Origin of the sequence: Streptomyces sp. NBC_00425 (assembly GCF_036030735.1) — a bacterium.
Lineage (GTDB): Bacteria > Actinomycetota > Actinomycetes > Streptomycetales > Streptomycetaceae > Streptomyces.
This window is the reverse complement of record NZ_CP107928.1, coordinates 5,379,292-5,401,021: the sequence shown is the minus strand read 5'-3', so window position 1 is coordinate 5,401,021 and position 21,730 is coordinate 5,379,292. Positions and strand designations below refer to the sequence as shown.

Here is a 21,730-nt window from a genome sequence, read left to right as displayed (position 1 = left end):
CGGGGAGCGGAGGCCGGGAAGCGAAGTCGGGGAGCGGAGGCCGGAAGGCGGAGGCCGGGAGCGGAGGCCGGGGCCGGGGCCGGGGGCCTATCGGCGGCCCAGGTACAGGTGCAGGGCTCTGTGCAGCAGCTTGTTGAGGGGGAAGTCCCACTCGCCCAGGTACTCGACCGCCTGGCCGCCCGTGCCCGCCTTGAAGCGGAGCAGGCCGAGCAGGTGGTCGGACTCGTCCAGCGTGTCGGTGATCCCCCGCAGGTCGTAGACGGCCGCACCCTGCTCGTACGCGTCCGTCATCATGCGCCACTGCATGGCGTTGTTGGGCTGGACCTCGCGTCTGCGGCCGGTGGAGGCGCCGTAGGAGTACCAGACGTGCTCGCCGACGGTCAGCATGGTGGCCGCGGCGAGGACCTCCCCGTCGTGGTGCGCGAGATAGAGGCGCATGCGGTCGGGCCGCTCGGCGTTCAGCGCGCTCCACATCCGCTGGAAGTAGGACAGCGGGCGCGGCACGAAGCGGTCGCGTTCGGCGGTCTCGGTGTACAGCCCGTAGAACACCGGCAGGTCCTCGGCCCCGCCCCGGACCACCTTCACGCCCGCGTTCTCCGCCTTCTTGATGTTGCGCCGCCACTGCTGGTTCAGACCGCTGTGGACGTCGTCCAGCGACCGCCCCGCGAACGGCACCTGGAAGACGTGGCGCGGCTGGCCGGCCGCGAAACCGTCCTCGCCGCCCCGCTCGGCCTGCCGCCAGCCGGCCCGGCGCAGCCGATCGGCGATGTCCTGGGCGCCCTGCTCGTACGAGGTCGGCTCGACGTCCCCCAGCCGGTGGAGGTCGGGGTCGGCGACGGCCGCCTTGACGGCGTCGGCGCTCCAGCGCCGTACGACGACGGGCGGACCCATCCTCACCGAGAACGCCCCCCGCTCCCTCAGGTGCGCGAGCATCGGCGCCAGCCAGCGCTCGGCGAGATCCGGCGCGTGCCAGTCGACGACCGGCCCCTCGGGCAGGTACGCCAGATACCTGCGCAGCCTCGGCAGCGGCCGCAGCAGCACCAGTCCGGCCCCCACGAGCGCACCCGTCCCGTCGGTCCACCCCAGGCTCTCGGCCCGCCAGTCCGGCTTCACATCGCCCCACGAGGGGATCTGCAGGTGACTGACGGAGGGACGTCCCGCGACGAACGCCAGGTGCTCGTCACGGCTGATGGACCGGACACACAGACTCATACGCGGAGCTCCTCCGAGGGACCGTTCAGCCGGCCGTACGACCGCTGCGGCCACCCTAGGAGCCCGTCGCCGCCCTCCCGCGGCCCTGACGCCGCCCGCGTCCGCGTGTCCCCGTGCTCTACGCGCGCGTGGGTGCACCCTCGCCGTCCGAAAGCCCCGCCGGCGCCTGCGGCAGGGCCTCCGCCAGGACCTCCGCCAGGTGCCTCCCCCGCACCCCCGCCAGCTGCTCCAGCTGGGTGCGGCAGGAGTAGCCGTCGGCCAGCACCAGCGCGTCCTCGGGGGCGGTCCGCACGGACGGCAGAAGCCTCTCCTCCGCGCAGGCCGCCGACACCTCGAAGTGACCCGCCGTGAAGCCGAAGTCGCCCGCCAGGCCGCAGCAGCCGCCGCTCAGGTCGCCGGTGAGACCCGCGGCCGCGCGCAGCCGCCGTTCGGCCGCGTCGCCCAGCACCGCATGCTGGTGGCAGTGGGTCTGTCCGACCGCCGGACGGTCCAGGCGGGGCGGGGTCCAGTCGGGGGCGTGCCGTTCCAGGGCCTCCGCGAACGTGAGGACGCGGGCGGCGAGAAGGCCCGCGCGCGGGTCGTCGTGCAGCAGCTCGGGCAGGTCGGTGCGCAGGGCGGCCGCGCAGCTCGGCTCCAGGACGACGACCGGGGCGGCCGTCTCCAGCACCGGTTCCATCAGGTCGAGCGTGCGGCGCAGCACCGCGCGCGCGTGGTCGAGCTGACCGGTGGAGACGTACGTCAGCCCGCAGCAGACCCGGCCCCGGCGGGCGGTCAGCAATGCGGCCGCGCTCCGGGACCGTCCGTCGCCCACCGGCCGCCCCCGCATCCGCAGTGTGGGCGGCAGCGCCACCCGCAGCCCGGCCGCCTCCAGCACCCGGACGGCCGCCCGGCCCACGGACGGCGAGAGGTGCTCGGTGAAGGTGTCGGGCCACAGGACGACCAGGTCGCCCGGTTCCCGGCTCGCGGGCGCCGACCCGCTCACGGGCCCGCCTCCGGCCCGCCTCCCTCGCCACCACGCGCTGAACGTCTCGCGCGCCAGCCGCGGCAGCGCCCGCTCCGGCGCGATCCCGCCCAACCGCTTCGCGAGCCGGGCGGGCGGTCCCACGGAGGCCAGCGCGTTCACGGCCGCCGCCGCGCGCAGCCGCGCCGCCCACCGCAGCCACACCGGCAGCCGCCCCATGCTGTAGTGCGCGGCCGGGCGGCGGCGGCCCGCGTAGTGGTGGTGCAGGAACTCCGCCTTGTAGGTGGCCATGTCGACCTCGACCGGGCAGTCCGAGCGGCAGCCCTTGCAGGACAGGCACAGGTCCAGCGCGTCCCGGACCTCGGTGGAGCGCCAGCCGTCCGTCACCAGCTCGCCGGCCAGCATCTCGTGCAGCAGCCTGGCCCGGCCGCGCGTGGAGTGCTCCTCGCGGCCCGTGGCCCGGAACGACGGGCACATCACCCCCGCCTCCCCCGCCGCACCGGGAGCACCCGCGGGTCCCGTCGCCCCCGCCGTCGTGCGGCACTTCGCGACCCCCACGCACCGGCGCACCGCCGCCGCGAAGTCGCCGCCGTCAGACGGGTAGCCGAACTCCACGTCCACCGGCTCGCGCGGCAGGACGGAGAAGCGCAGGCCGGTGTCGAGGGGCGCGGGGCGCACCAGCATCCCCGGGTTGAGCAGGTCGTCCGGGTCCCACACGCCCTTGGCCCGCTCGAACAGCGCGACCAGCTCGGCCCCGTACATCCGGGGCAGCAGTTCGGCCCGCGCCTGCCCGTCCCCGTGCTCGCCGGAGAGCGAGCCGCCGTGCGACACGACCAGCTCCGCCAGCTCCTCCGAGAAACGCCGGAAACGGGCGACGCCGGCCTCCGACAACAGGTCGAAGTCGATACGGACGTGGATGCAGCCGTCCCCGAAGTGCCCGTACGGCGTGCCGCGCAGGCCGTGGCGCGCGAGCAGCCCGCGGAAGTCGCGCAGATAGCCGCCGAGCCGGGCGGGCGGCACCGCGCAGTCCTCCCAGCCGGGCCACGCCTCGCCGCCGCCGGGCATCCGGGTCGCCGTGCCGGCGGCGTCCTCCCGCACCCGCCACAGCACCCGTTGCCCGGCCGGGTCCGTCACCACCCGCGCGTCCAGGGCGTCGGCCGCGCGCACGATGGTCCGCGCACGCGCGTGTGCCTCGTCCGCCGACCCGCCGCCGGTCTCCACGAACAGCCAGGCGCCGCCGCGCGGCAGGGCGACCGACGTCGCCCGCGGCACCAGGTCGGCCGCCATGCCCTCCACCGTCAGCGGCCCGAACGGCAGCAGTCCGGCCGCGGCCTCGGCGGCGGCGCCCTCGTCGGCGTACCCGAGCACCGCGAGCGCACGCGCGCGTGGCGCCTCGACGAGACGGACGACGGCCTCCGTGAGCACGCCCAGGGTGCCTTCGCTGCCGCAGAAGGAACGTGCGACGTCGGCGCGGTTCTCGGGCAGCAGCGCGTCCAGCGCGTATCCCGAGATACGGCGGGGCAGGTCGGGGAAACCGGTTCGCAGCCGCGCGAGGTCGCCGTCCACCAGCGCCCGCAGCCCGTCCGGCGCACCGGCCCACCCCCGTCCGAGCCGCAGCCGGTCCCCGCGCGCGGTGAGCACCGACAGCTCGCGCACGCTGTCCGCCGTGGTCCCCCAGGCCACCGAATGGGACCCGCACGCGTTGTTGCCGATCATCCCGCCGAGCGTGCACCGGCTGTGCGTGGACGGGTCGGGGCCGAAGCGCAGCCCGTGCGGGGCCGCGGCCTCCTGCAACCGGTCGAGCACCAGCCCCGGCTGCACGACGGCCGTACGCGCCCCCGCGTCCAGCGACACCAGCCGGTTCATGTGCCGGGTGAAGTCCAGCACCACCCCCGTCCCCGTCGCCTGCCCCGCGATGGACGTGCCCCCGCCGCGCGCGACGACCGGCGCCGCGTGCGACCGGCACACCTCCAGGACGGCCGCCACGTCGTCGGCGTCCCGCGGCGCGACGACGCCGAGCGGGACACGCCGGTAGTTGGAGGCGTCCATGGTGACCAGCGCCCGGGCCGTCACCCCGAAGTCCACGTCCCCCCGGACGACCCGCCGCAGCTCACCCTCGAGGTCCTGGAGATCCGTCATGCGTCCAGCAAACCAAAACGGCGCCCCGAAAACGCGTCTCACCCGACGGACGAGGTTTCACCCAGGTTTCCCGCACCGGCTAACCTCCCTTCCGTGGCTGAGATCCAGATTCCTGCTGACATCAAGCCCGCCGACGGTCGATTCGGCGCGGGCCCCTCCAAGGTGCGGGTGGAGGCGCTGGACGCCCTGGCCGCCACCGGCACGTCCCTCCTCGGCACCTCCCACCGCCAGGCCCCGGTGAAGAACCTGGTCGGCCGGGTGCGCGCGGGCATCGCCGACCTGTTCCAGCTCCCGGACGGGTACGAGGTGATCCTGGGCAACGGCGGCTCGACCGCGTTCTGGGACGTCGCGACCCACGGCCTGATCGAGAACAGGTCGCAGCACCTCACGTTCGGCGAGTTCAGCTCGAAGTTCGCGAAGGCCGCGAAGCTCGCCCCCTGGCTGGCCGAGCCCACCGTGATCTCCTCCGACCCGGGCACGCACCCCGAGCCGGCCGCCGAGGCGGGCGTCGACGTGTACGCGTTCACGCACAACGAGACGTCCACCGGTGTCGCCGCCCCGCTCCGGCGCGTCCAGGGCGCCGACGAGGGCTCCCTGGTCCTGGTGGACGCCACCTCCGGCGCGGGCGGCCTGCCGGTCGACATCGCCGAGACGGACGTCTACTACTTCGCCCCGCAGAAGTCCTTCGCCTCCGACGGAGGCCTGTGGATCGGCGTGTTCTCCCCGGCCGCGATCGAGCGCGCCGAGCGCATCCACGCGTCCGGCCGCCACATCCCGGAGTTCTTCAGCCTGCCGACGGCGATCGACAACTCCCGCAAGAACCAGACGTACAACACCCCGGCGCTGGCGACCCTCTTCCTGCTCGACCAGCAGCTGGAGTGGATCAACGGCCAGGGCGGCCTCGCCTGGTCGACGGCCCGCACCAAGGACTCCTCGAGCCGCCTCTACGGCTGGGCCGAGGAGTCGAAGCACGCCACCCCGTTCGTCACCGACCCGGCCAAGCGCTCCCAGGTCATCGGCACGATCGACTTCGCGGAGGAGATCGACGCCGCCGCGATCGCCAAGGTGCTGCGCGCCAACGGCATCGTCGACACCGAGCCCTACCGCAAGCTCGGCCGCAACCAGCTGCGCGTCGCGATGTTCCCGGCGATCGACCCGTCGGACGTCGAGGCCCTGACCAAGTGCGTCGACTACGTGATCGAGAAGCTCTAGCGCAACACGGCCTAACCGCTCCGCACACGAAGGAAGGGCGCCCGGTGACCGCACCGGGCGCCCTTCGCGTTCGGTTCCGCGGCAGGTCGGTCAGCCGCGGACGCCGAGCAGCCCGTGCAGGGTGTCGGCGGAGCTCACGGCAGCCGGCTGCTGACCCGCGGCCAGTGCGGACCGCGCCGCGGCCGCCGGCTGGGGGTCGGCGGTCTTCTTGCAGACCGCGTCGGCCACTCCGGAGCCGCGCGGCACGGTGCCGTCGGTGAGGTACTTGGCCAGGTACTTGTCGAGGCAGGCGTTGCCGCTCAGCGTGATGCCGTGGTTGCCGCCGCCCTGCTCCACCACCAGGCTGGAGTGCTTGAGCAGACGGTGGACCGCGACGCCGCCCTGGTAGGGGGTGGCCGCGTCGTTCGTCGCCTGGAACAGCAGCACCGGCGGGAGCTTGCTGTTGGCGACGCTCACCGGCTTCATCGTCTTCGTGGGCCAGTACGCGCAGGGCGCGTTGTACCAGGCGTTGTTCCAGGCCATGAACGGAGCCTTCTTGTACACGGCCCAGTTGTCCTTGCGCCACTGGTTCCAGTCGCGCGGCCAGGAGACGTCACGGCACTGCACGGCGGTGTAGACGCTGTAGCCGTTGTCGCCGGAGGCGTCGATCGCCGCGATGCCCTCGTACGCCTTGACGAGCGGGGTGACGTTCTTGTCGTTGGCGTAGGCGGCGAACGCCGTGGCGAGGGTGGGCCAGTAGCCGTTGTAGTACCCGCCGGGGATGAAGGTGTCCTCCAGCTCGGAGGCGCCCACCTTGCCGCCGGCCGGGTGCTTGGCGAGCGCCGCGCGCATCGCGTACCACTTGGCCTCGATCTTGGCCGGGTCCGTGCCGAGCTTGTACGTGCCGTCGTACTTGGCGATCCACGCCATCAGCGCCTTCTGGCGGGCGTCGAAGGCGTAGTCCTGCGAGATGTTGGCGTCGTACCAGACCCCGCCGGGGTCGACGATCGAGTCCAGCACCAGGCGGCGCACCCGGGTCGGATAGAGCTTGGCGTAGACCTGGCCCAGGTACGTGCCGTACGAGTAGCCGAAGTAGTTGATCTTCTGGGCGCCGAGCGCCTTGCGGATCGCGTCCATGTCCTTCACGGCGTTGACCGTGTTGATGTACGGCAGGACGGAGGCGTACTTCGTCCCGCAGGCCTTGGCGAAGGCCCTCGCGCGCGAGAGGTTGGCCTTCTCGATCGCGGCGGTGCGCGGCACGGAGTCCGGGCGGACCGGGTTGAAGTAGCCCGGCTTGCAGTCCAGGGCGGGCTGGCTCTTGCCCACGCCCCGCGGGTCGAAGCCGATGACGTCGTACTGGGACGCGACCGCCTTCGGCAGCGAGGAGGCGACGAACGGGGCGAGCGACAGACCGCTGCCGCCGGGGCCGCCGGGGTTGACCAGCAGCGGGCCCTGGTACTTGTGCGCGGTGTGCGGGACACGGGACAGGGCCAGGGTTATCTTCCGGCCCTGCGGCTTGGCGTAGTCGAGCGGCACCTTCACCGACGCGCACTGCAGCGTCGGGGCGTCGTCCGTGGCGCACTTCTTCCAGGTGACCCTCGTGGCCTGGGCAGCGGCCTGGGCGACGGACTGCGACGTCGTGGCCTCGGCCGGGACGGCCGTGAGGCTCCCGGCCAGCACGACGGTCGCGCCGCACAGTACGGCTGTGCTTCTTCTCATGAAGTTCCTTCACGCCATCGGGAGTTCGACGGGACCGGAAGGTTCACGGTCCCGACTGGATCTTTCCGAAGAAGCCCGGCCGCAAGAAGCGTTTCGGCCGACAATTTTGAACTCGTTTGCTTCACAGGCGCCTCACAGACCGCCGGAACCACGGTCGGGGCGCCCGGCGAACACCTCACCGGGCGCCCCGCTCCCACAACGCCGTGCAGGTCACACTCGTCTCAGGCCGCCGTGCAGGTCACCGACGGCGCGCCGCCGCCCCCCGGCGCTCCGCCGAAGCCGAAGCTCGTCGAACCGCCCGCCGCCACCGTGCCGTTGTGCGCGGCGTTGGACGCGGTCACCGTCGCACCGCTCTGCGTGTACGACGCGTTCCACATGCTCGTCACCCGCTGCGCGCCGCTCCAGGTCCAGGTGACCTTCCAGGACGACAGAGGCGTGGTCCCGGTGTTGGTGACCTTCACCTCGGCGTTGAAGCCGCCGCCCCAGTCGCTGCTGACGGTGTAGGCGGCGCTGCACGCGGCCGTGCCTCCGCCGCCCCCGCCACCGCCTCCGCCGCCGCCCGTGCCGGGGAAGCCGGGCGCCTTGACGCTCGTCAGGTATCCGTCCTTCACGGTGTCCACGGTCTGCCAGTCGTCCTTCAGGATGCCGCCCGTGTCACCGGAGTTGGGGTTCCACGACCAGAAGGTCCAGTGGAAGGAGTCGGCGCCGTACGTCGAGGTCGGACGCAGGTAACTCACCAGCGCCGCCAGCCACTTCTGGTCCACCGTGGACTGGAGCGTGGTGCCGAACTCGCCCACCCACACCGGCGCGATGTTCTGCTTGAAGATGTAGCCCCAGTACTTGTCCCAGATCCCGGGCATGTTCGCCGGGAACGCCGGGTCACTGAACCAGCTCTGCTGGGCGACGCTCGTCGCGTAGTCGTGGGCCGAGTACACGACCCGGTTCGCCACGTCGAGCTGCACCGGGTACTGGCCGACGCCCATCAGGTTGCCGCCCCACCAGCCGGACACCCCGTTGAAGGTCTGCACGCCCTCGACGAAGATCAGCAGGTCGGGGTTGGCCGACAGGACCGCGTTCCCGGCCCGCTGCGCGGCCAGCCGCCAGTCGGTCGCCGTGTCGCCGCAGCCCCAACAGGCCGGATCGTGCGGCTCGTTGTGCAGATCGATGCCGACGACCGCGTCCTGGCCCTTGTAACGGGTCGCGAGGGACCTGAGGTTGGCGATCCACGTCGACTCGGGGACGGCCGCCGTGTACCAGAGGGCCGACTGTCCCCCGGAGTCCGGCCGGTGCCGGTCGAGGATGACCTTCAGGCCGTCCTGCCCGGCGTACGAGACGAGCTTGTCCAGGACCTGGAGCGAGGTGAGGCCCTGGAGGCCGGCGTTCTTGCCGCTGCTGAAGTCGATGCTGTTGGGGACGGTCGAGCTCTTGAAGATGTCGTCGCTGTACGGGATGCGGATCGTGTTGTAGCCCAGCGACTTCATCTGGTCGATCATGCTCTTGTAGTCACGGGACCAGAGACCGTGCACGACGTAGTTGCCGGTCTCGAAGCCGAACCAGTTGATCCCGGCGATCCGGACCGGCTGCCCGGCGGCGTCGAGGATCTGGCGGCCGCTGGTGTGCCAGTAACCGGCCCCGGCGTCGGCCGCACGAACGCCGGCCGCACCGGAGTCGATCGCCGCCCCTGCGGAACCGGCGCCCAGCGGTATCAAAAGCGCGGCGGCAACGCCGCACAGCACTCTTCGCAAGCTGTTGCGGAACATCTCGCTGCTTCCTCTCGGGAGGCGCGGGCCCGGAACGGGATGGGAGCGCTCCCATCCACCGCGCACTCCCCAGGAAACTGACACACCATGACCACGTCAAGAAGTACGGCGGTCCCGTTCGCGCAGAACGGCCCGCCGCCCTCCCCCGCGCCCATCCCACGCCCTCGGGGCCGCCGCGCCCTCAGCGCCGGCGCCGCAGCCGCCGGAAGCCGAAGACGACGGCGCACAGCGCCGCGACGGCGAGCGCGCCGACCTTGACGCCGCCCGTGGCCGACGAGCCGTCGCCGCCGCCGGAGGCACTCGAACCCCCGCCCCCGGACGGCTTCTCGGAGCTCGACGAGGCCCCCGCGGGCGCGTCCTCCGCCACCACCGAACTCCCTGCGCCCTCGCTCCCGTACATCAGCTCGGACCCGTCCGCGGAGTAGCTCACGGACTCCCCCTGCCGTTGCAGCGGCACGTCGAGCCGCCCCTCACGCTTGATCTTCCCGCCGTTCCACGCGTAGGAGATGCCCCCGAAGTAGCCGCGGACGGCGAGCTCGCCGCCGTCCGGGGAGAAGGCGGCGTCGGTGGCCCACAGGTCGACGGGAGCGATGGGCTTGAAGATGTTCGCCCCGGAGGTGGAGAGCTTCGCCGGCCCCTCGTAGAGGTGCCCGCCGTCCTCCTTCTTGTCGATGATGTAGACCCGCCCGGTCCTGGGGTGCACGAGCAGCGACTCGGCGTCGCGGGGCCCGTCGGAGTACTTCACGACGTACTGCGTGGCCTTGACGGTCCGGTCGACCAGCTTCTTCGGCTCGGGCAGCCGGTAGATCCACACGTACTTCCAGGTGCCGCCGAGGTTGTCGCCGATGTCGCCGACCCAGATCTCGTTGCCCGGGCCGATGGAGATCGCCTCGACGTCACGGGGCGTGCCGACGCCGGTCAGGGTGATCCGGGCGACGGTCTTCCCGGTCGCGCTGTCGACGGCGTAGAGATAGGGGCCGTCGTCGCTGTCGTTGTGGGTCCAGTAGATCCCGGGGTGCTGACGTGAGGCGGCGAGACCGCTGGACTCGGTGATGCGCGGGTCCTCGACGGTGAAGCCCTTGTCGCCGTCGGCCGCGAACGCGGCGGGCGCGGTGGACGCGGCGAGCACGCTGAAGGCACCCGAGAGAAGGACTCCGGCGAGCAGGGCTCCGGCCCGGACGGCGAAAGATCGGCGCATGCCCACAAGCGTGCCATCCCGCACCGTCGTTCGAGGCTCCGTGGCAGGCCTCACACCCCCGTGCCGGGCTTCACGCCCCCGCCCACCGCCGTGATCCAGCATCATGAGCGGATGCTCAGGTTCATGCCCGTAGGCGACTCGATGACGATCGGCAGCACGGGCGACCACACCTGGCGCTACCGCATGTGGCGGCACCTGTGCGCTGCGTACGGCGGGCCGTTCACCCTGGTCGGCCCCCGCGAGACCCTTTACGACAAGGCGGCGGACGCGCCCACCTCGTACGCGTACGCCGACCCCGACTTCCCCCGCGGGCATCTGGCGGGCTGGGGCGAGGGCTGGCAGCAGATGGCCCCGCTGATCCGCGAGGCGGTGCGCACGACGCGGGCCGACGTCCTGCTGGTCTCGCTCGGCCTGATCGACCTGGGCTTCTACACGAACGCCGAGCAGACCGCGGCGAACGCGCGCGTCTTCGCCGCCGAGGCCCGTGCCGCGAACCCCCGGATCGCCATGGTGTGGCTGCCGGTCATCCCCAACGTCCGCGCAGCCAACGACGAGCCCTTCGCCGCCCAGGTCGACCTGTTCAACGAACTCCTGGCGAAGACCGCCGCCGACCTGGACGAACGGAACTCCCCGATCCTGGTGGCCTCGATCCCGCCGGCCTGGGACATCGACACCGACACCTACGACGGCACCCACCCGAACGCGAGCGGCGAACACCGTCTGGCGGAGGCCTTCGCGGAGGCGATGCACCAGGGGTGGGAGCTGGGCGGGGAGTACGCGGGCTGACGCCCCGCGACCCCGTCGGTCTCTGGCATATGCGCTCCGCGCCGTGCCCTGGTCACCGTGCGTATCGTTGTACCGCGCGGCTGCACTCGTCCGTGGGGGCGGCCGGGGAGGAGCGCCAGATGACCGTCCTGGAAGACAGGATCGAGATCGACATGGCCGACGAGAACACCAGGCGCTTGGACGAATGGTTCGAGCGGCTTGAGCGGATGCCCGTCCCCGAAGGATTCAGGGTCGAGATCGTCGGGGGCAACGTCCACATGACACCGCAACGGGAAACCCACTGGGAAATCATCTTCCAGATCGCCATCGCCCTGCGCCACAGGTTCGGGAAGGGCGTCAGGGTCTTCTCGGACGTCCGCATCGATTTCCCCGGCCACGAGAACGGGTTCTGCCCAGACGTCGTCAAGCTCTGCGAGTCCGCCGAGAAGGACGACGAAGGGCGCTGGCATTACGAGGACGTGGAGTTCGTCGCCGAGGTCATCTCGAACGGTACGGCGGCCAACGACTACGGCCCCAAGAAGACCGCCTACGCCACCGCCGAGGTCCCCGTCCTCTTGATCGCCGATCCTTACCAGGGCAAGTGCCATCTGTTCACCGAGCCCAAGGACGGCGAGTACCTGAGTGAACTGTCCGTCGCCTTCGGCGCGGAGATCGACCTCTCCGCCCCCCTCGGCCTCACCCTCAGGACCGACGAGTTCCCCCGCGACTGACCCGCCCCCGGCCGTCCCCCTTGCATCGAGCGCACTCCAAGACGTTGGCTTGAGTTCCATGAAGTACACGCAGCTCGGACGCACCGGACTCAGGGTCAGCCGCCTCGTCCTCGGCACCATGAACTTCGGCCCGCAGACCGACGAAGCCGACAGTCACGCCATCATGGACGCGGCACTCGGGGCGGGCATCAACTTTTTCGACACGGCCAACGTGTACGGGTGGGGCGAGAACAAGGGCCGTACGGAATCGATCATCGGGAACTGGTTGGCGAAGGGCGGCGACCGGCGCGACAAGGTCGTCCTCGCCACCAAGGTGTACGGGAACATGGCCGCCGACGGCGACGCCTGGCCCAACCACGACAAGCTCTCCGCGCTGAACATCCGGCGGGCAGTCGACGCCAGCCTCAAGCGGCTGCAGACCGACCACATCGACCTCTACCAGTTCCACCACATCGACCGCGCCACGTCCTTCGAGGAGATCTGGCAGGCCGTCGACGTGCTGGTGCAGCAGGGGAAGATCCTCTACGCGGGATCGTCCAACTTCCCCGGCTACAAGATCGCCCAGGCCAACGAGACCGCCGACCGGCGCGGCGGCACGATCGGCCTCGTCAGCGAGCAGTGCCTCTACAACCTGGCCGAGCGGCGCGCCGAGATGGAGGTGATCCCGGCCGCGCAGGAGTACGGCCTCGGGGTCATCCCCTGGTCCCCGCTGCACGGCGGACTGCTGGGCGGGGTCATCAAGAAGCAGGCCGAGGGCGGTCGCCGCGCCTCCGGGCGGGCCGCCGACGCCCTCGCCGACACCGGCACGCGCGCGCAGATCCAGGCCTACGAGGACCTGCTCGAGAAGCACGGCGTCGAGCCCGGCGAGGCCGCGCTGGCCTGGCTGCTCAACCGGCCCGGCGTGACGGGCCCGATCGTCGGCCCGCGCACCGCGCAGCAGCTCGACTCGGCGCTGCGCGCGGTCGAACTGGAGCTGGGCGAGGAACTGTTGACCGGCCTCGATGAAATCTTCCCCGGCCCGGGACCGTCTCCGGAGGCCTTCGCCTGGTAGGGGGCGGCCCCGCGCCCGCACCGGGCACGGCGCGCTGACGACGGCCGCCGTCGGACGGTCGGCCCGAGATCGCTCAGGTCACTTTCCGACGGCCGCCGCCACCGCCACCACGACGAACAACAGCACGAGCACACCGGCCATGATCCGGTTCCGGGTCTTCGGGTCCACCCGTCGAGCCTAACCGGCCCCGCCGAGCGGCCAGCGCCCGGCCGGTTCGTAGCGGGGCTGCTCCCCGGGGACGCCGGACCTCGGCAGGTTGCTGCGGACCAGCACCAGCTCCCCCACCGTCCAGGTCCGGCCCGCGAAGGCGTCCAGCGCCTCGACGTACGCCCGGACGTCCACCTCGTCCCGGCTGCGGGCCAGGGTCAGGTGCGCCGTGTAGCGGCGGTGCCCGCCCATGTCCAGGCCCGCCTTGCGCCCCGCCGCCTCCGCCCGGTCGGCCAGCAGCCGCAGCGCGGGCACGTCCCCGGCCGCCCCCGCCCACAGCGCCCGCCCGTGCCCGAACGCGCCGCCGCCGCGCACGGCCAGCGGAAAGGGCGCACCGCGGTGCGCGGCCCGCTGCAGCCGTGCCGACAACTCCGGGACGAGGACGTCGTCGACCTCTCCGTAGAAGGCGAGGGTGAAGTGCCAGCCGGCGCGGTCCGTCCAGCGCAGCCCGTCCGCACCGGGCAGCGTGCGCAACCGGGCGGCCTCGGCGGCGAGTTCGTCGGCGATGTCGTCCGGGGGCAGCACGGCGGCGAAGAGTCTCATGCCCCTGATTTTCCCGGCGGGACCGGCAGCGCGCCCGGCAATATGGGCGTCATGCGGATCACCATCAGAGAAGGCGGACCCGACGACGTCCCGGTGATGCTCGCCATGCTCGACAGCAGCGTGGCGTGGCTCGTCGCACAGGGGCGACCCGGCCAGTGGGGGACGAAGCCCCTGTCGGAGAACCCGAAGACGGTCGAGTCCGTGGTCCGGTACCTGGAGGAGGGGTGGGCGTTCGTCGCCGAGGCCGACGGCGAGCCGGCCGCCGCCCTCACGCTCACCGACGCGCCCGGCGCGTACCTCGCGCACCTCCCGCCGCCCGGGGAGCCCGAGCGGTACATCCACTGGCTGGCCTCTGACCGGCGCTTCAAGGGCCACGGCGTGGGCGGCGCACTGCTCGAGCACGCCGCCGAGGCGACCCGGCGGGCGGGCGTCGGACTGCTGCGGGTGGACTGCTACGCGGGCGACGACCGCAGGCTCGTCGCCTACTACGAGGCCAACGGCTTCACCCCGACGCAGGCGTACACGGTCGGGGAGCATCAGTGGCCCGGGCAGGTGCTGGCCCGGAGAGTGGGCCCGCCCGCCACGCCCACCGGCTGACGGGCCGCCCGCGTCCACCGGCCGGCGGGGCGGGCGTCAGGCGACTGTGGCGAGTTCCCGCTCCGCGCGCGGGACGAGGCGCACGCTCGGGTGGCCGTGGTGCCAGCGGACCGACAGGCGCAGGTCGCCCATCCGGGCCAGGACCAGGCCGACGGTGACGGCCGCGGCGGCCGAGACGGCGCCGCCGGCCGCCATGCCGGCCCGCACGCCGTACGCGTCGGTGATCCAGCCGGCGATCGGCGCGCCGATCGGGGCGCCGCCCATGAACACCATCATGTACAGGGCCATCACGCGGCCCCGCATGGCCGGGTCGGTGCCCAGCTGGACGCTGCTGTTCGCGGTGACGTTGACCGTCATGCCGAACATCCCGATCGGGGCCATGAGCAGGGCGAACAGCCACAGGGAGGGGGCCGTGGCGGCCACGATCTCCATCGCTCCGAAGGCCACCGCCCCGGCGACCAGCACCCGCATCCGGGCCGTGCCGCGGCGGGCCGCGAGCAGGGCGCCGGCGAGGGAACCGACCGCCATGAGCGTGTTGAAGAGGCTGTAGGAGCCCGCGCCCGCGTGGAAGACGTCGTCGGCGAAGGCCGAGAGGTAGACGGGGAAGTTGAACCCGAAGGTGCTGACGAACCCGACCAGGACGATCGTCCAGATGAGGTCGGGGCGGCCGGCGACGTACTGGAGGCCCTCCCGCAGCTGGCCCTTGCCGCGCGGGGCGCGTTCGACGGCGTGCAGGTCGCGCGAGCGCATCAACAGCAGGCCGGCGAGGGGCGCGACGAAGGACAGGCCGTTGAAGAGGAACGCCCAGCCGGTGCCGACGCCGGTGATCATCACGCCGGCCACGGCGGGGCCGATCAGCCGGGCCGACTGGAAGTTCGCGGAGTTGAGGCTGACCGCGTTCTGGAGCTGGTCGGGTCCGACCATCTCGGAGACGAAGGTCTGCCGTGCGGGGTTGTCCAGGACCGTCGCGAGGCCGACGGCGAACGCGGCGACGTAGACGTGCCAGACCTGGACGTGACCGGAGAGGCTGAGGACGGCGAGCGCGATGCCGGTGAGGGCCATCGCGGACTGGGTGAACAGCAGCGTGCGGCGCTTGGGCAGCCGGTCGACGAGGACGCCGCCGTAGAGCCCGAAGAGCAGCATCGGCAGGAACTGCAGGGCCGTCGTGACGCCGACGGCGGTGGCGGAGCCGGTGAGGCTGAGCACCAGCCAGTCCTGGGCGATGCGCTGCATCCAGGTGCCGATGTTGGAGACGACCTGGCCCAGGAAGAACAGGCGGTAGTTCCTGACCTTCAGGGAGCTGAACATGGACGACGTGGACGACGTGGATGACTTGGCGGGCTTCCCGGCAAGGGTCTCGTGGGCGGTCGGTGCGGGGGCGGAGTCTGCTCCGGGTCCCGAACTCAAAAGGGTCGCCTCCTCGGCATGGGGTTACAGGTGTGCGAGCTTCTCCAGCACGGGGGCGGCGGCGCGCAGTTTCGCCCACTCGTCCTCGTCGAGGCCGTCGACCAGGGTGGCCAGGAAGGCGTTCCGCTTGGCGCGGCTCTCCGCGAGCATGGCCTCGGCCTGCTCGGTCTTGGTGACGACCTTCTGGCGGCGGTCCTCGGGGTGCGGCTCCAGCCGGACCAGGCCCTTGGCCTCCAGCAGCGCCACGATGCGGGTCATCGAGGGCGGCTGCACGTGTTCCTTGCGGGCGAGTTCGCCGGGGGTGGCGCTGCCGCAGAGGGAGAGGGTGCCGAGCACCGACATCTCGGTGGGGCTCAGTGACTCGTCGACCCGCTGGTGCTTGAGTCGACGGGACAGCCGCATCACGGCCGATCGCAGGGAGTTCACGGCGGCAGCGTCGTCGCCATGGGTGAGGTCAGGCATCTCTTTAGCGTAACTCATTACCCTGGCTAAACAAGCTGGCGCGCAGGGGGATTCCCGTGACCCTGGCCACGGAAACCCCAGCGTCACTCGAAGGAGTGAGTAGGCAGCGGAAAGAGGCCGAGGTGCGGTACGTGCCCGCGACCCTCGTCTCATGGGGACCAGTGTGCTCAGCCTGCGGATAGACGGGGAGCTGCTCGAGCGGCTCCGGCAGCATGCCGCGAAAAGGGGAATGAGCGTCCAGGACTATGTCGTCCGGACGCTCATTCGCGATGACTTCGACGAGCGGTTCCAGACCGCCGTCGACGAGACGGAAGAGTTCTACGGGCGCACCTGAGCCCGGCCGCCGACCCCGCCGTCCCGCTCCCGCGGCTCAGGTGAGGCCGAGTGCCGGCATCAGGTAGTAGAAGACGAACACGGCGGACACTACGTACATCGGCGCCGGGACCTCCCGGCCGCGCCCTGCCGCCAGCCGCAGCACGACGAAGGCGATGAAGCCCATGCCGATGCCGTTGGTGATCGAGTAGGTGAACGGCATCATCACCATGGTGATGAAGGCCGGGACGGCGATGGTGTGATCGGCCCAGTCGATCTCCTTGACCGACCCGGCCAGGATCAGGTAGCCCACCGCGAGCAGCGCCGGCGTGGCGGCCTGGGACGGCACCATGGTGGCGACGGGCGTGAGGAACAGCGCCACGGCGAAGAGCGAGCCGGTGACCAGGTTCGCGAAGCCGGTGCGGGCGCCCTCGCCGACGCCGGCCGTGGACTCGACGAACGCGGTGGTGGCGGAGGAGGAGCTGGCGCCGCCGGCGGCGACCGCGAGGCCGTCGACGAAGAGGACCTTGTTGATGCCGGGCATCTCGCCCTGGGCGTTGGTCAGCTTGGCCTCGTCACTGACGCCCATGATCGTGCCCATCGCGTCGAAGAAGCACGACAGCAGGACCGTGAAGACGAAGAGGACGCCGGTCAGGACGCCGACCTTGCCGAACCCGCCGAACAGGCTGACCTCGCCGATCAGCCCGAAGTCGGGGGTGGCGACGGGGCTGCCGGGCCACTCGGGGGTGGTGAGGCCCCAGGAGGGGATGGTCGCCACCGCGTTGAGGACCAGCGCGAGGACGGTCATCGCGACGATCGAGATGAGGATCGCGCCGGGCACCTTGCGGGTGATCAGGGCCAGTGTGAGCAGCGCGCCCAGGATGAAGACGAGGACCGGCCAGCCGTTCAGGTGACCGTCGGCGCCGAGCTGGAGCGGGACGGTGGTGTGGGCGGCGTCCGGGATGCGGCTGACGAAGCCGGAGTCGACGAGCCCGATCAGCATGATGAACAGGCCGATGCCGATGCTGATGGCCTTGCGCAGGCCGAAGGGCACCGCGTTCATGACGCGCTCGCGCAGCCCGGTGGCGACCAGGAGCATGACCACGAACCCGGCGAGCACGACCATGCCCATGGCGTCGGGCCAGGACATCCGGGGCGCGAGCTGGAGCGCGACCACCGAGTTCACGCCGAGGCCCGCGGCCAGCGCGATGGGCACGTTGCCGACCACGCCCATGAGGAGCGTGGTGAAGGCGGCCGTCACACAGGTGGCGGTGACCAGCTGGCCGTTGTCGAGCTGGTGCCCGTACATGTCCTTGGCACTGCTGAGGATGATCGGGTTCAGCACGATGATGTACGCCATCGCGAAGAAGGTGGCGAAGCCGCCCCGGATCTCCCGGGACAGGGTGCTGCCCCGTTCGGAGATCCGGAAGTGGCGGTCGAGAGCGCCGTGGGCGGACCTGGCTCCCGGCTGTTCAGGGGCGGGGACCTTGGCGGGGGCCGGCGTGGGCATCGTTTCGGTGTTTCCTACGAAGAGAAGTGGTCAGGGGTAAACGGTTTCAGTATGAACATATGAGGTCCGGGTCGGCCATCTCCGCGCGTAGATGTGATGGCCTCGTAAGCTGTCCCCATGGCGAAGTGGACCCCCAAGCACGAGGCGCCGGAGCCCCTGGAGGGCCCCGTGGTCGCCACCATCACCGGCGGCACGATCCTCTGGTTCGTCCTCTTCCTCGTCCAGCTCCCCTTCTACGGCTGGTTCGAGGACCACGACCGCCTGTGGTGGGTGTGGACCTGCCTGGCCGGCGCCGGCCTGGGGCTCATCGGCATCTGGTACGTCCGCAGGCGGGACGCGGCGATCAAGCGGGCCGCGGCGACGAAACAGGCGGACGCCTCCGCCGTGTGACGCCGGGGGGGCGCGCGAAACCTCGGCCCGCGGCTCGCACTTCAGCCCGGGGCGGCTCACCCTCCGGTCGGGGACGCCGTCGGGGACGCCTCGGGGTGGGCACTGCAACCACGGCACTACTCCTGTCCTCCCCAGGTCGGATCTTCGGCGTCCTCGGGGGGTGAACCCCCAAATCCGCACGTACCGTCGGTTCCATGGCCCACACCGACGCCCCCGCCTCAGCGCCGACGGCTACCGGCCTGACCGCAGCGGAGGTCGCGGACCGCGTCGCCCGCGGTCAGGTCAACGACGTGCCGGTCCGCAGCAGCCGCTCCGCCGGCGAGATCGTCCGGGCGAACGTCTTCACCCGGTTCAACGCGATCATCGGCGTCCTGTGGCTGGTCATGCTCGCCGTCGCGCCCATCCAGGACGGCCTGTTCGGGTTCGTGATCCTCGCCAACACCGGCATCGGCATCATCCAGGAGTGGCGGGCCAAGCAGACCCTGGACTCGCTCGCCGTCGTCGGCGAGGCGCGTCCCACCGTCCGCCGTGGCGGCACGGCCGTCGAGGTCTCCACCTCCGGCCTCGTCCTGGACGACGTCATCGAGATCGGCCCCGGCGACAAGGCGGCCGTGGACGGGGTGTGCGTCGAGGCGGACGGCCTGGAGATCGACGAGTCGCTGCTCACCGGCGAGGCCGACCCCGTCGTCAAGCGGCCCGGCGACGCGGTGATGTCGGGCAGCTTCGTGGTGGCCGGCGTCGGCGCCTTCCGGGCCACCAAGGTCGGCCGGGAGGCCTACGCCGCCCAGCTCGCCGAGGAGGCGTCCCGCTTCACGCTCGTCCACTCCGAACTGCGCACCGGCATCTCCACGATCCTCAAGTACGTGACGTGGATGATGGTGCCGGCCGCGATCGGCCTGGTCGTCACCCAGCTGGTCGTCAAGAACCACGACCTCAAGGAGTCCGTCGCCCGTACCGTCGGCGGCATCGTCCCGATGGTCCCGGAAGGCCTCGTGCTGCTCACCTCGGTCGCCTTCGCGATCGGCGTCATCCGGCTCGGCCGCAAACAGTGCCTGGTGCAGGAGCTCCCCGCCATCGAGGGCCTCGCCCGCGTCGACACCGTCTGCCTGGACAAGACCGGCACCCTCACCGAGGGCGGCATGGACGTCACCGAACTGCGCACCCTCGACGGCGGTGACGAGGCGTACCTACGGCGGGCCCTCGGGGCCCTCGGGGAGTCCGACCCGCGGCCCAACGCCTCTCTGAAGGCGATCATCGACGCCTACCCGGACGCCGAGGAGTGGCGCTGCACCGAGTCCCTGCCCTTTTCCTCCGCACGCAAGTACAGCGGCGCCAGCTTCAACGAGGGCGACGGGGAGAGCAGCACCTGGCTGCTGGGTGCGCCCGACGTGCTGCTGGCCGACAGCGACCCGGCCCTCGCCGAGACCGAGCGGCTGAACGAGCAGGGGCTGCGCGTGCTGCTGCTGGCCCGTGCCGCCCGCGACCTCGACGATCCCGAGCCCGCACGCGGGGCCCGGGCCGCCGCCCTGGTGGTGCTCGAACAGCGGCTGCGGCCGGACGCCGCCGACACACTGCGTTACTTCGCCGAGCAGGACGTCCGCGCCAAGGTCGTCTCCGGTGACAACGCGGTGTCGGTGGGGGCGGTGGCGGCGAAGCTCGGGCTGGACGGCGCCACGGTGGACGCCCGGCGGCTGCCGTCCGATCCGCCCGGCATGGCGCGGGCCCTGGAGGAGGGCACGGTGTTCGGCCGGGTCACCCCGCAGCAGAAGCGGGACATGGTCGGCGCGCTGCAGTCCCGCGGGCACACCGTCGCGATGACCGGGGACGGCGTCAACGACGTCCTCGCGCTGAAGGACGCGGACATCGGCGTGGCGATGGGGTCGGGCTCCGAGGCCACCCGCGCGGTCGCGCAGATCGTGCTGCTGGACAACAGCTTCGCGACCCTGCCGTCGGTGGTGGCGGAGGGCCGCCGGGTCATCGGCAACATCACCCGGGTGGCCACGCTGTTCCTGGTGAAGACGGTCTACTCGGTGCTGCTGGCGCTGCTGGTGGTGTGCTGGCAGGTCGAGTACCCGTTCCTGCCACGGCACCTGACCCTGTTGTCCACCCTCACCATCGGCATTCCGGCCTTCTTCCTCGCGCTCGCCCCCAACCGCGAGCGGGCCCGCCCGCACTTCGTCCGGCGGGTGATGCGGTACTCGGTCCCGGGCGGTGTGATCGCCGGGGCGGCCACCTTCGTCACGTACCTGATCGCCCGTCACCACTACACGGGCGCGGGCTCCCTGGAGGCGGAGACGAGCGCGGCGACCCTCACCCTGTTCCTGGTCTCGATGTGGGTGCTGGCGATCATCGCCCGGCCGTACACCTGGTGGCGGGTGCTGCTGGTGGCCTCGATGGGCGCGGCGTTCCTGCTCGTGCTGATCGTCCCCTGGCTGCAGGACTTCTTCGCGCTGAAGCTGGTCGGACCGACCATGCCGTGGACGGCGGTGGGTGTGGCGGCGGTGGCGTCGGCGGCCCTCGAGGTGTGCTGGCGCCGGGTGGACCGCAGAACTGCCGCATGACGCGAACGGCCGGACCTGGCGTGCCCGGTCCGGCCGTTCGTCACGTGCGTGGGGTCTCACCTCACATGCGTGGGGTCACCTCACGTGCGTGGGGTCACTTCACGTCGACGAAGTCGCCCGCGGCGGCGACCGCCGGGGTCGTCGTGGTGCCCGCGAAGACGTAGCGGTAGTAGCCGTCCGCGGACGCCTTGACCGTGGTCTTGAGGGTGCCGGTGGAGCTCGTCTTGACGGTCTTCAGCGTGGTGTAGGTGCTGCTGCCCTTCTTGCGGAACTGCAGCTTCACGGCCTGGGCGGAGTAGCCGGCCCACTTGCCGGTGTCCCAGTTCGCGCGGGCCAGCTTGCCGGTGACGGTGAGGGTCTTGCCCTTCTTCACCGGCTCCGGCGCGGCGTCGGTGGTGAGGGTGGCCGCGCGCTGCAGCTTCGCGCTGCCGAGGTTGCTGCCGGTGGTGAGGCCGCTGTCGTTGACGGCGGCGGCGCCGAGCTTCCACGCGCCCGCGAGGGTGTTGTTCAGGTCGCCGAAGTCGGTGTTCCCCAGCGGACGGAACTGGATCTTGGCGGTGCACTTCAGGACGGTCGCGGAGGACGCCGTGCAGGTGCCGGGCTCGTCTCCGCCCCAGACGTCCTTGTCAGGGGTGTCGATGGTGAGCGTGCCGCCCCGGTAGAGGACCGGGAAGGTGACGAAGGAGTTCGCGTTCAGACCGGCCGGCTTGGTGACGGTGTAGCTGGCCGCGACCGTGACCTTCGTGGTCGGGCCGACGACGATGGTCTTGCCGCCGTTGACCTTCACCTGGGAGAAGGTGACGGCGGGGCCGGCCGGAGCGGCCTGCGCGGCCGGGACGGCGAGGGCGGACAGGGCGAGGGCGCCGGAGGCGGCGACCACGAGGGCGCGTACGCGCATGGGTGTTCTCCAGATGGCGGAGTGAGCTGTGTGAAGGTGAAGCGGGAGCGTGAGGGACGGGAGCGCGGAGGGCGGCCGGCCCCGGAGGTCCGGGACCGGCCGCCGTCACACGCCCG

18 protein-coding genes are annotated in these 21,730 nt (G+C 71.7%); 8 read left to right on the top strand and 10 right to left on the bottom strand.

The features are described from left to right. Positions 1-87: 87 nt before the first annotated feature. Complete coding sequence (locus tag OHS82_RS23385) at positions 88-1,212, bottom strand: lipid II:glycine glycyltransferase FemX (protein ID WP_328434408.1); 1,125 nt, start codon at positions 1,210-1,212, stop codon at positions 88-90. A 118-nt stretch (positions 1,213-1,330) separates the two neighbouring features. After that, the gene (locus OHS82_RS23380; protein WP_328434407.1) at positions 1,331-4,312 is read right to left on the bottom strand and encodes an FAD-binding and (Fe-S)-binding domain-containing protein; all 2,982 of its coding nucleotides are present in this window, start codon (positions 4,310-4,312) and stop codon (positions 1,331-1,333) included. A 93-nt stretch (positions 4,313-4,405) separates the two neighbouring features. Here OHS82_RS23380 and serC point away from each other — a divergent pair, with 93 nt between their 5' ends. After that, on the top strand, positions 4,406-5,524 hold the full coding sequence (gene serC / locus OHS82_RS23375; protein ID WP_057579049.1) for a phosphoserine transaminase: 1,119 nt from the start codon (positions 4,406-4,408) through the stop codon (positions 5,522-5,524). A 90-nt stretch (positions 5,525-5,614) separates the two neighbouring features. Here the strand turns inward: serC and OHS82_RS23370 are convergent, their stop codons facing one another. The 3 genes from OHS82_RS23370 to OHS82_RS23360 form a co-directional block, all read right to left on the bottom strand. Beyond that, the gene (locus OHS82_RS23370; RefSeq protein ID WP_057579050.1) at positions 5,615-7,222 is read right to left on the bottom strand and encodes an alpha/beta hydrolase; all 1,608 of its coding nucleotides are present in this window, start codon (positions 7,220-7,222) and stop codon (positions 5,615-5,617) included. A 221-nt stretch (positions 7,223-7,443) separates the two neighbouring features. Continuing rightward, a complete protein-coding gene (locus OHS82_RS23365) occupies positions 7,444-8,982 on the bottom strand; it encodes a cellulase family glycosylhydrolase (protein WP_057579052.1) in 1,539 nt (512 codons plus the stop codon). A gap of 181 nt (positions 8,983-9,163) precedes the next feature. Continuing rightward, the gene (locus OHS82_RS23360; protein WP_328434406.1) at positions 9,164-10,180 is read right to left on the bottom strand and encodes a WD40 repeat domain-containing protein; all 1,017 of its coding nucleotides are present in this window, start codon (positions 10,178-10,180) and stop codon (positions 9,164-9,166) included. A gap of 111 nt (positions 10,181-10,291) precedes the next feature. Between OHS82_RS23360 and OHS82_RS23355 the strand changes: the two genes are divergently transcribed. From OHS82_RS23355 to OHS82_RS23345, 3 genes are all read left to right on the top strand, one after another. Continuing rightward, a complete protein-coding gene (locus tag OHS82_RS23355) occupies positions 10,292-10,966 on the top strand; it encodes an SGNH/GDSL hydrolase family protein (protein WP_328434405.1) in 675 nt (224 codons plus the stop codon). A 119-nt stretch (positions 10,967-11,085) separates the two neighbouring features. Next, positions 11,086-11,676, top strand: a complete 591-nt coding sequence (locus OHS82_RS23350) for a Uma2 family endonuclease (RefSeq protein ID WP_057579058.1) — start codon at positions 11,086-11,088, stop codon at positions 11,674-11,676. 58 nt (positions 11,677-11,734) lie between these two features. Beyond that, complete coding sequence (locus OHS82_RS23345) at positions 11,735-12,727, top strand: aldo/keto reductase (protein ID WP_057579059.1); 993 nt, start codon at positions 11,735-11,737, stop codon at positions 12,725-12,727. A 177-nt stretch (positions 12,728-12,904) separates the two neighbouring features. On the opposite strand, the gene thpR is transcribed toward OHS82_RS23345, so the two are convergent. Next, on the bottom strand, positions 12,905-13,477 hold the full coding sequence (gene thpR, locus OHS82_RS23340; RefSeq protein WP_328434404.1) for an RNA 2',3'-cyclic phosphodiesterase: 573 nt from the start codon (positions 13,475-13,477) through the stop codon (positions 12,905-12,907). 51 nt (positions 13,478-13,528) lie between these two features. Between thpR and OHS82_RS23335 the strand changes: the two genes are divergently transcribed. Next, positions 13,529-14,074 carry a GNAT family N-acetyltransferase gene (locus OHS82_RS23335; RefSeq protein ID WP_328434403.1) on the top strand — a complete coding sequence of 182 codons (546 nt, stop codon included), beginning with the start codon at positions 13,529-13,531 and terminating at the stop codon, positions 14,072-14,074. Between the two features lie 36 nt (positions 14,075-14,110). On the opposite strand, the gene OHS82_RS23330 is transcribed toward OHS82_RS23335, so the two are convergent. Further along, the gene (locus tag OHS82_RS23330; RefSeq protein WP_057579062.1) at positions 14,111-15,382 is read right to left on the bottom strand and encodes an MFS transporter; all 1,272 of its coding nucleotides are present in this window, start codon (positions 15,380-15,382) and stop codon (positions 14,111-14,113) included. Positions 15,383-15,505: 123 nt separating this feature from the next. Next, positions 15,506-15,943, bottom strand: a complete 438-nt coding sequence (locus OHS82_RS23325) for a MarR family winged helix-turn-helix transcriptional regulator (protein ID WP_057579065.1) — start codon at positions 15,941-15,943, stop codon at positions 15,506-15,508. A 151-nt stretch (positions 15,944-16,094) separates the two neighbouring features. On the opposite strand from OHS82_RS23325, the gene OHS82_RS23320 reads away from it, so the two are divergent. Then, on the top strand, positions 16,095-16,277 hold the full coding sequence (locus OHS82_RS23320; protein WP_057579068.1) for a ribbon-helix-helix protein, CopG family: 183 nt from the start codon (positions 16,095-16,097) through the stop codon (positions 16,275-16,277). A gap of 36 nt (positions 16,278-16,313) precedes the next feature. Here OHS82_RS23320 and OHS82_RS23315 read toward each other — a convergent pair whose 3' ends face one another. Next, positions 16,314-17,765, bottom strand: coding sequence for an NCS2 family permease (locus tag OHS82_RS23315; protein ID WP_057579070.1), 1,452 nt, complete (start codon positions 17,763-17,765; stop codon positions 16,314-16,316). A 117-nt stretch (positions 17,766-17,882) separates the two neighbouring features. On the opposite strand from OHS82_RS23315, the gene OHS82_RS23310 reads away from it, so the two are divergent. Both OHS82_RS23310 and OHS82_RS23305 read left to right on the top strand, forming a co-directional pair. Beyond that, complete coding sequence (locus OHS82_RS23310) at positions 17,883-18,155, top strand: DUF2530 domain-containing protein (protein ID WP_057579073.1); 273 nt, start codon at positions 17,883-17,885, stop codon at positions 18,153-18,155. A gap of 194 nt (positions 18,156-18,349) precedes the next feature. Continuing rightward, positions 18,350-20,716, top strand: coding sequence for an HAD-IC family P-type ATPase (locus OHS82_RS23305; RefSeq protein WP_057579074.1), 2,367 nt, complete (start codon positions 18,350-18,352; stop codon positions 20,714-20,716). A gap of 94 nt (positions 20,717-20,810) precedes the next feature. Here the strand turns inward: OHS82_RS23305 and OHS82_RS23300 are convergent, their stop codons facing one another. Continuing rightward, entirely contained in the window at positions 20,811-21,614 is an 804-nt protein-coding gene (locus OHS82_RS23300; protein WP_057579076.1) for a hypothetical protein, read from the bottom strand. Between the last annotated feature and the right edge of the window lie 116 nt (positions 21,615-21,730).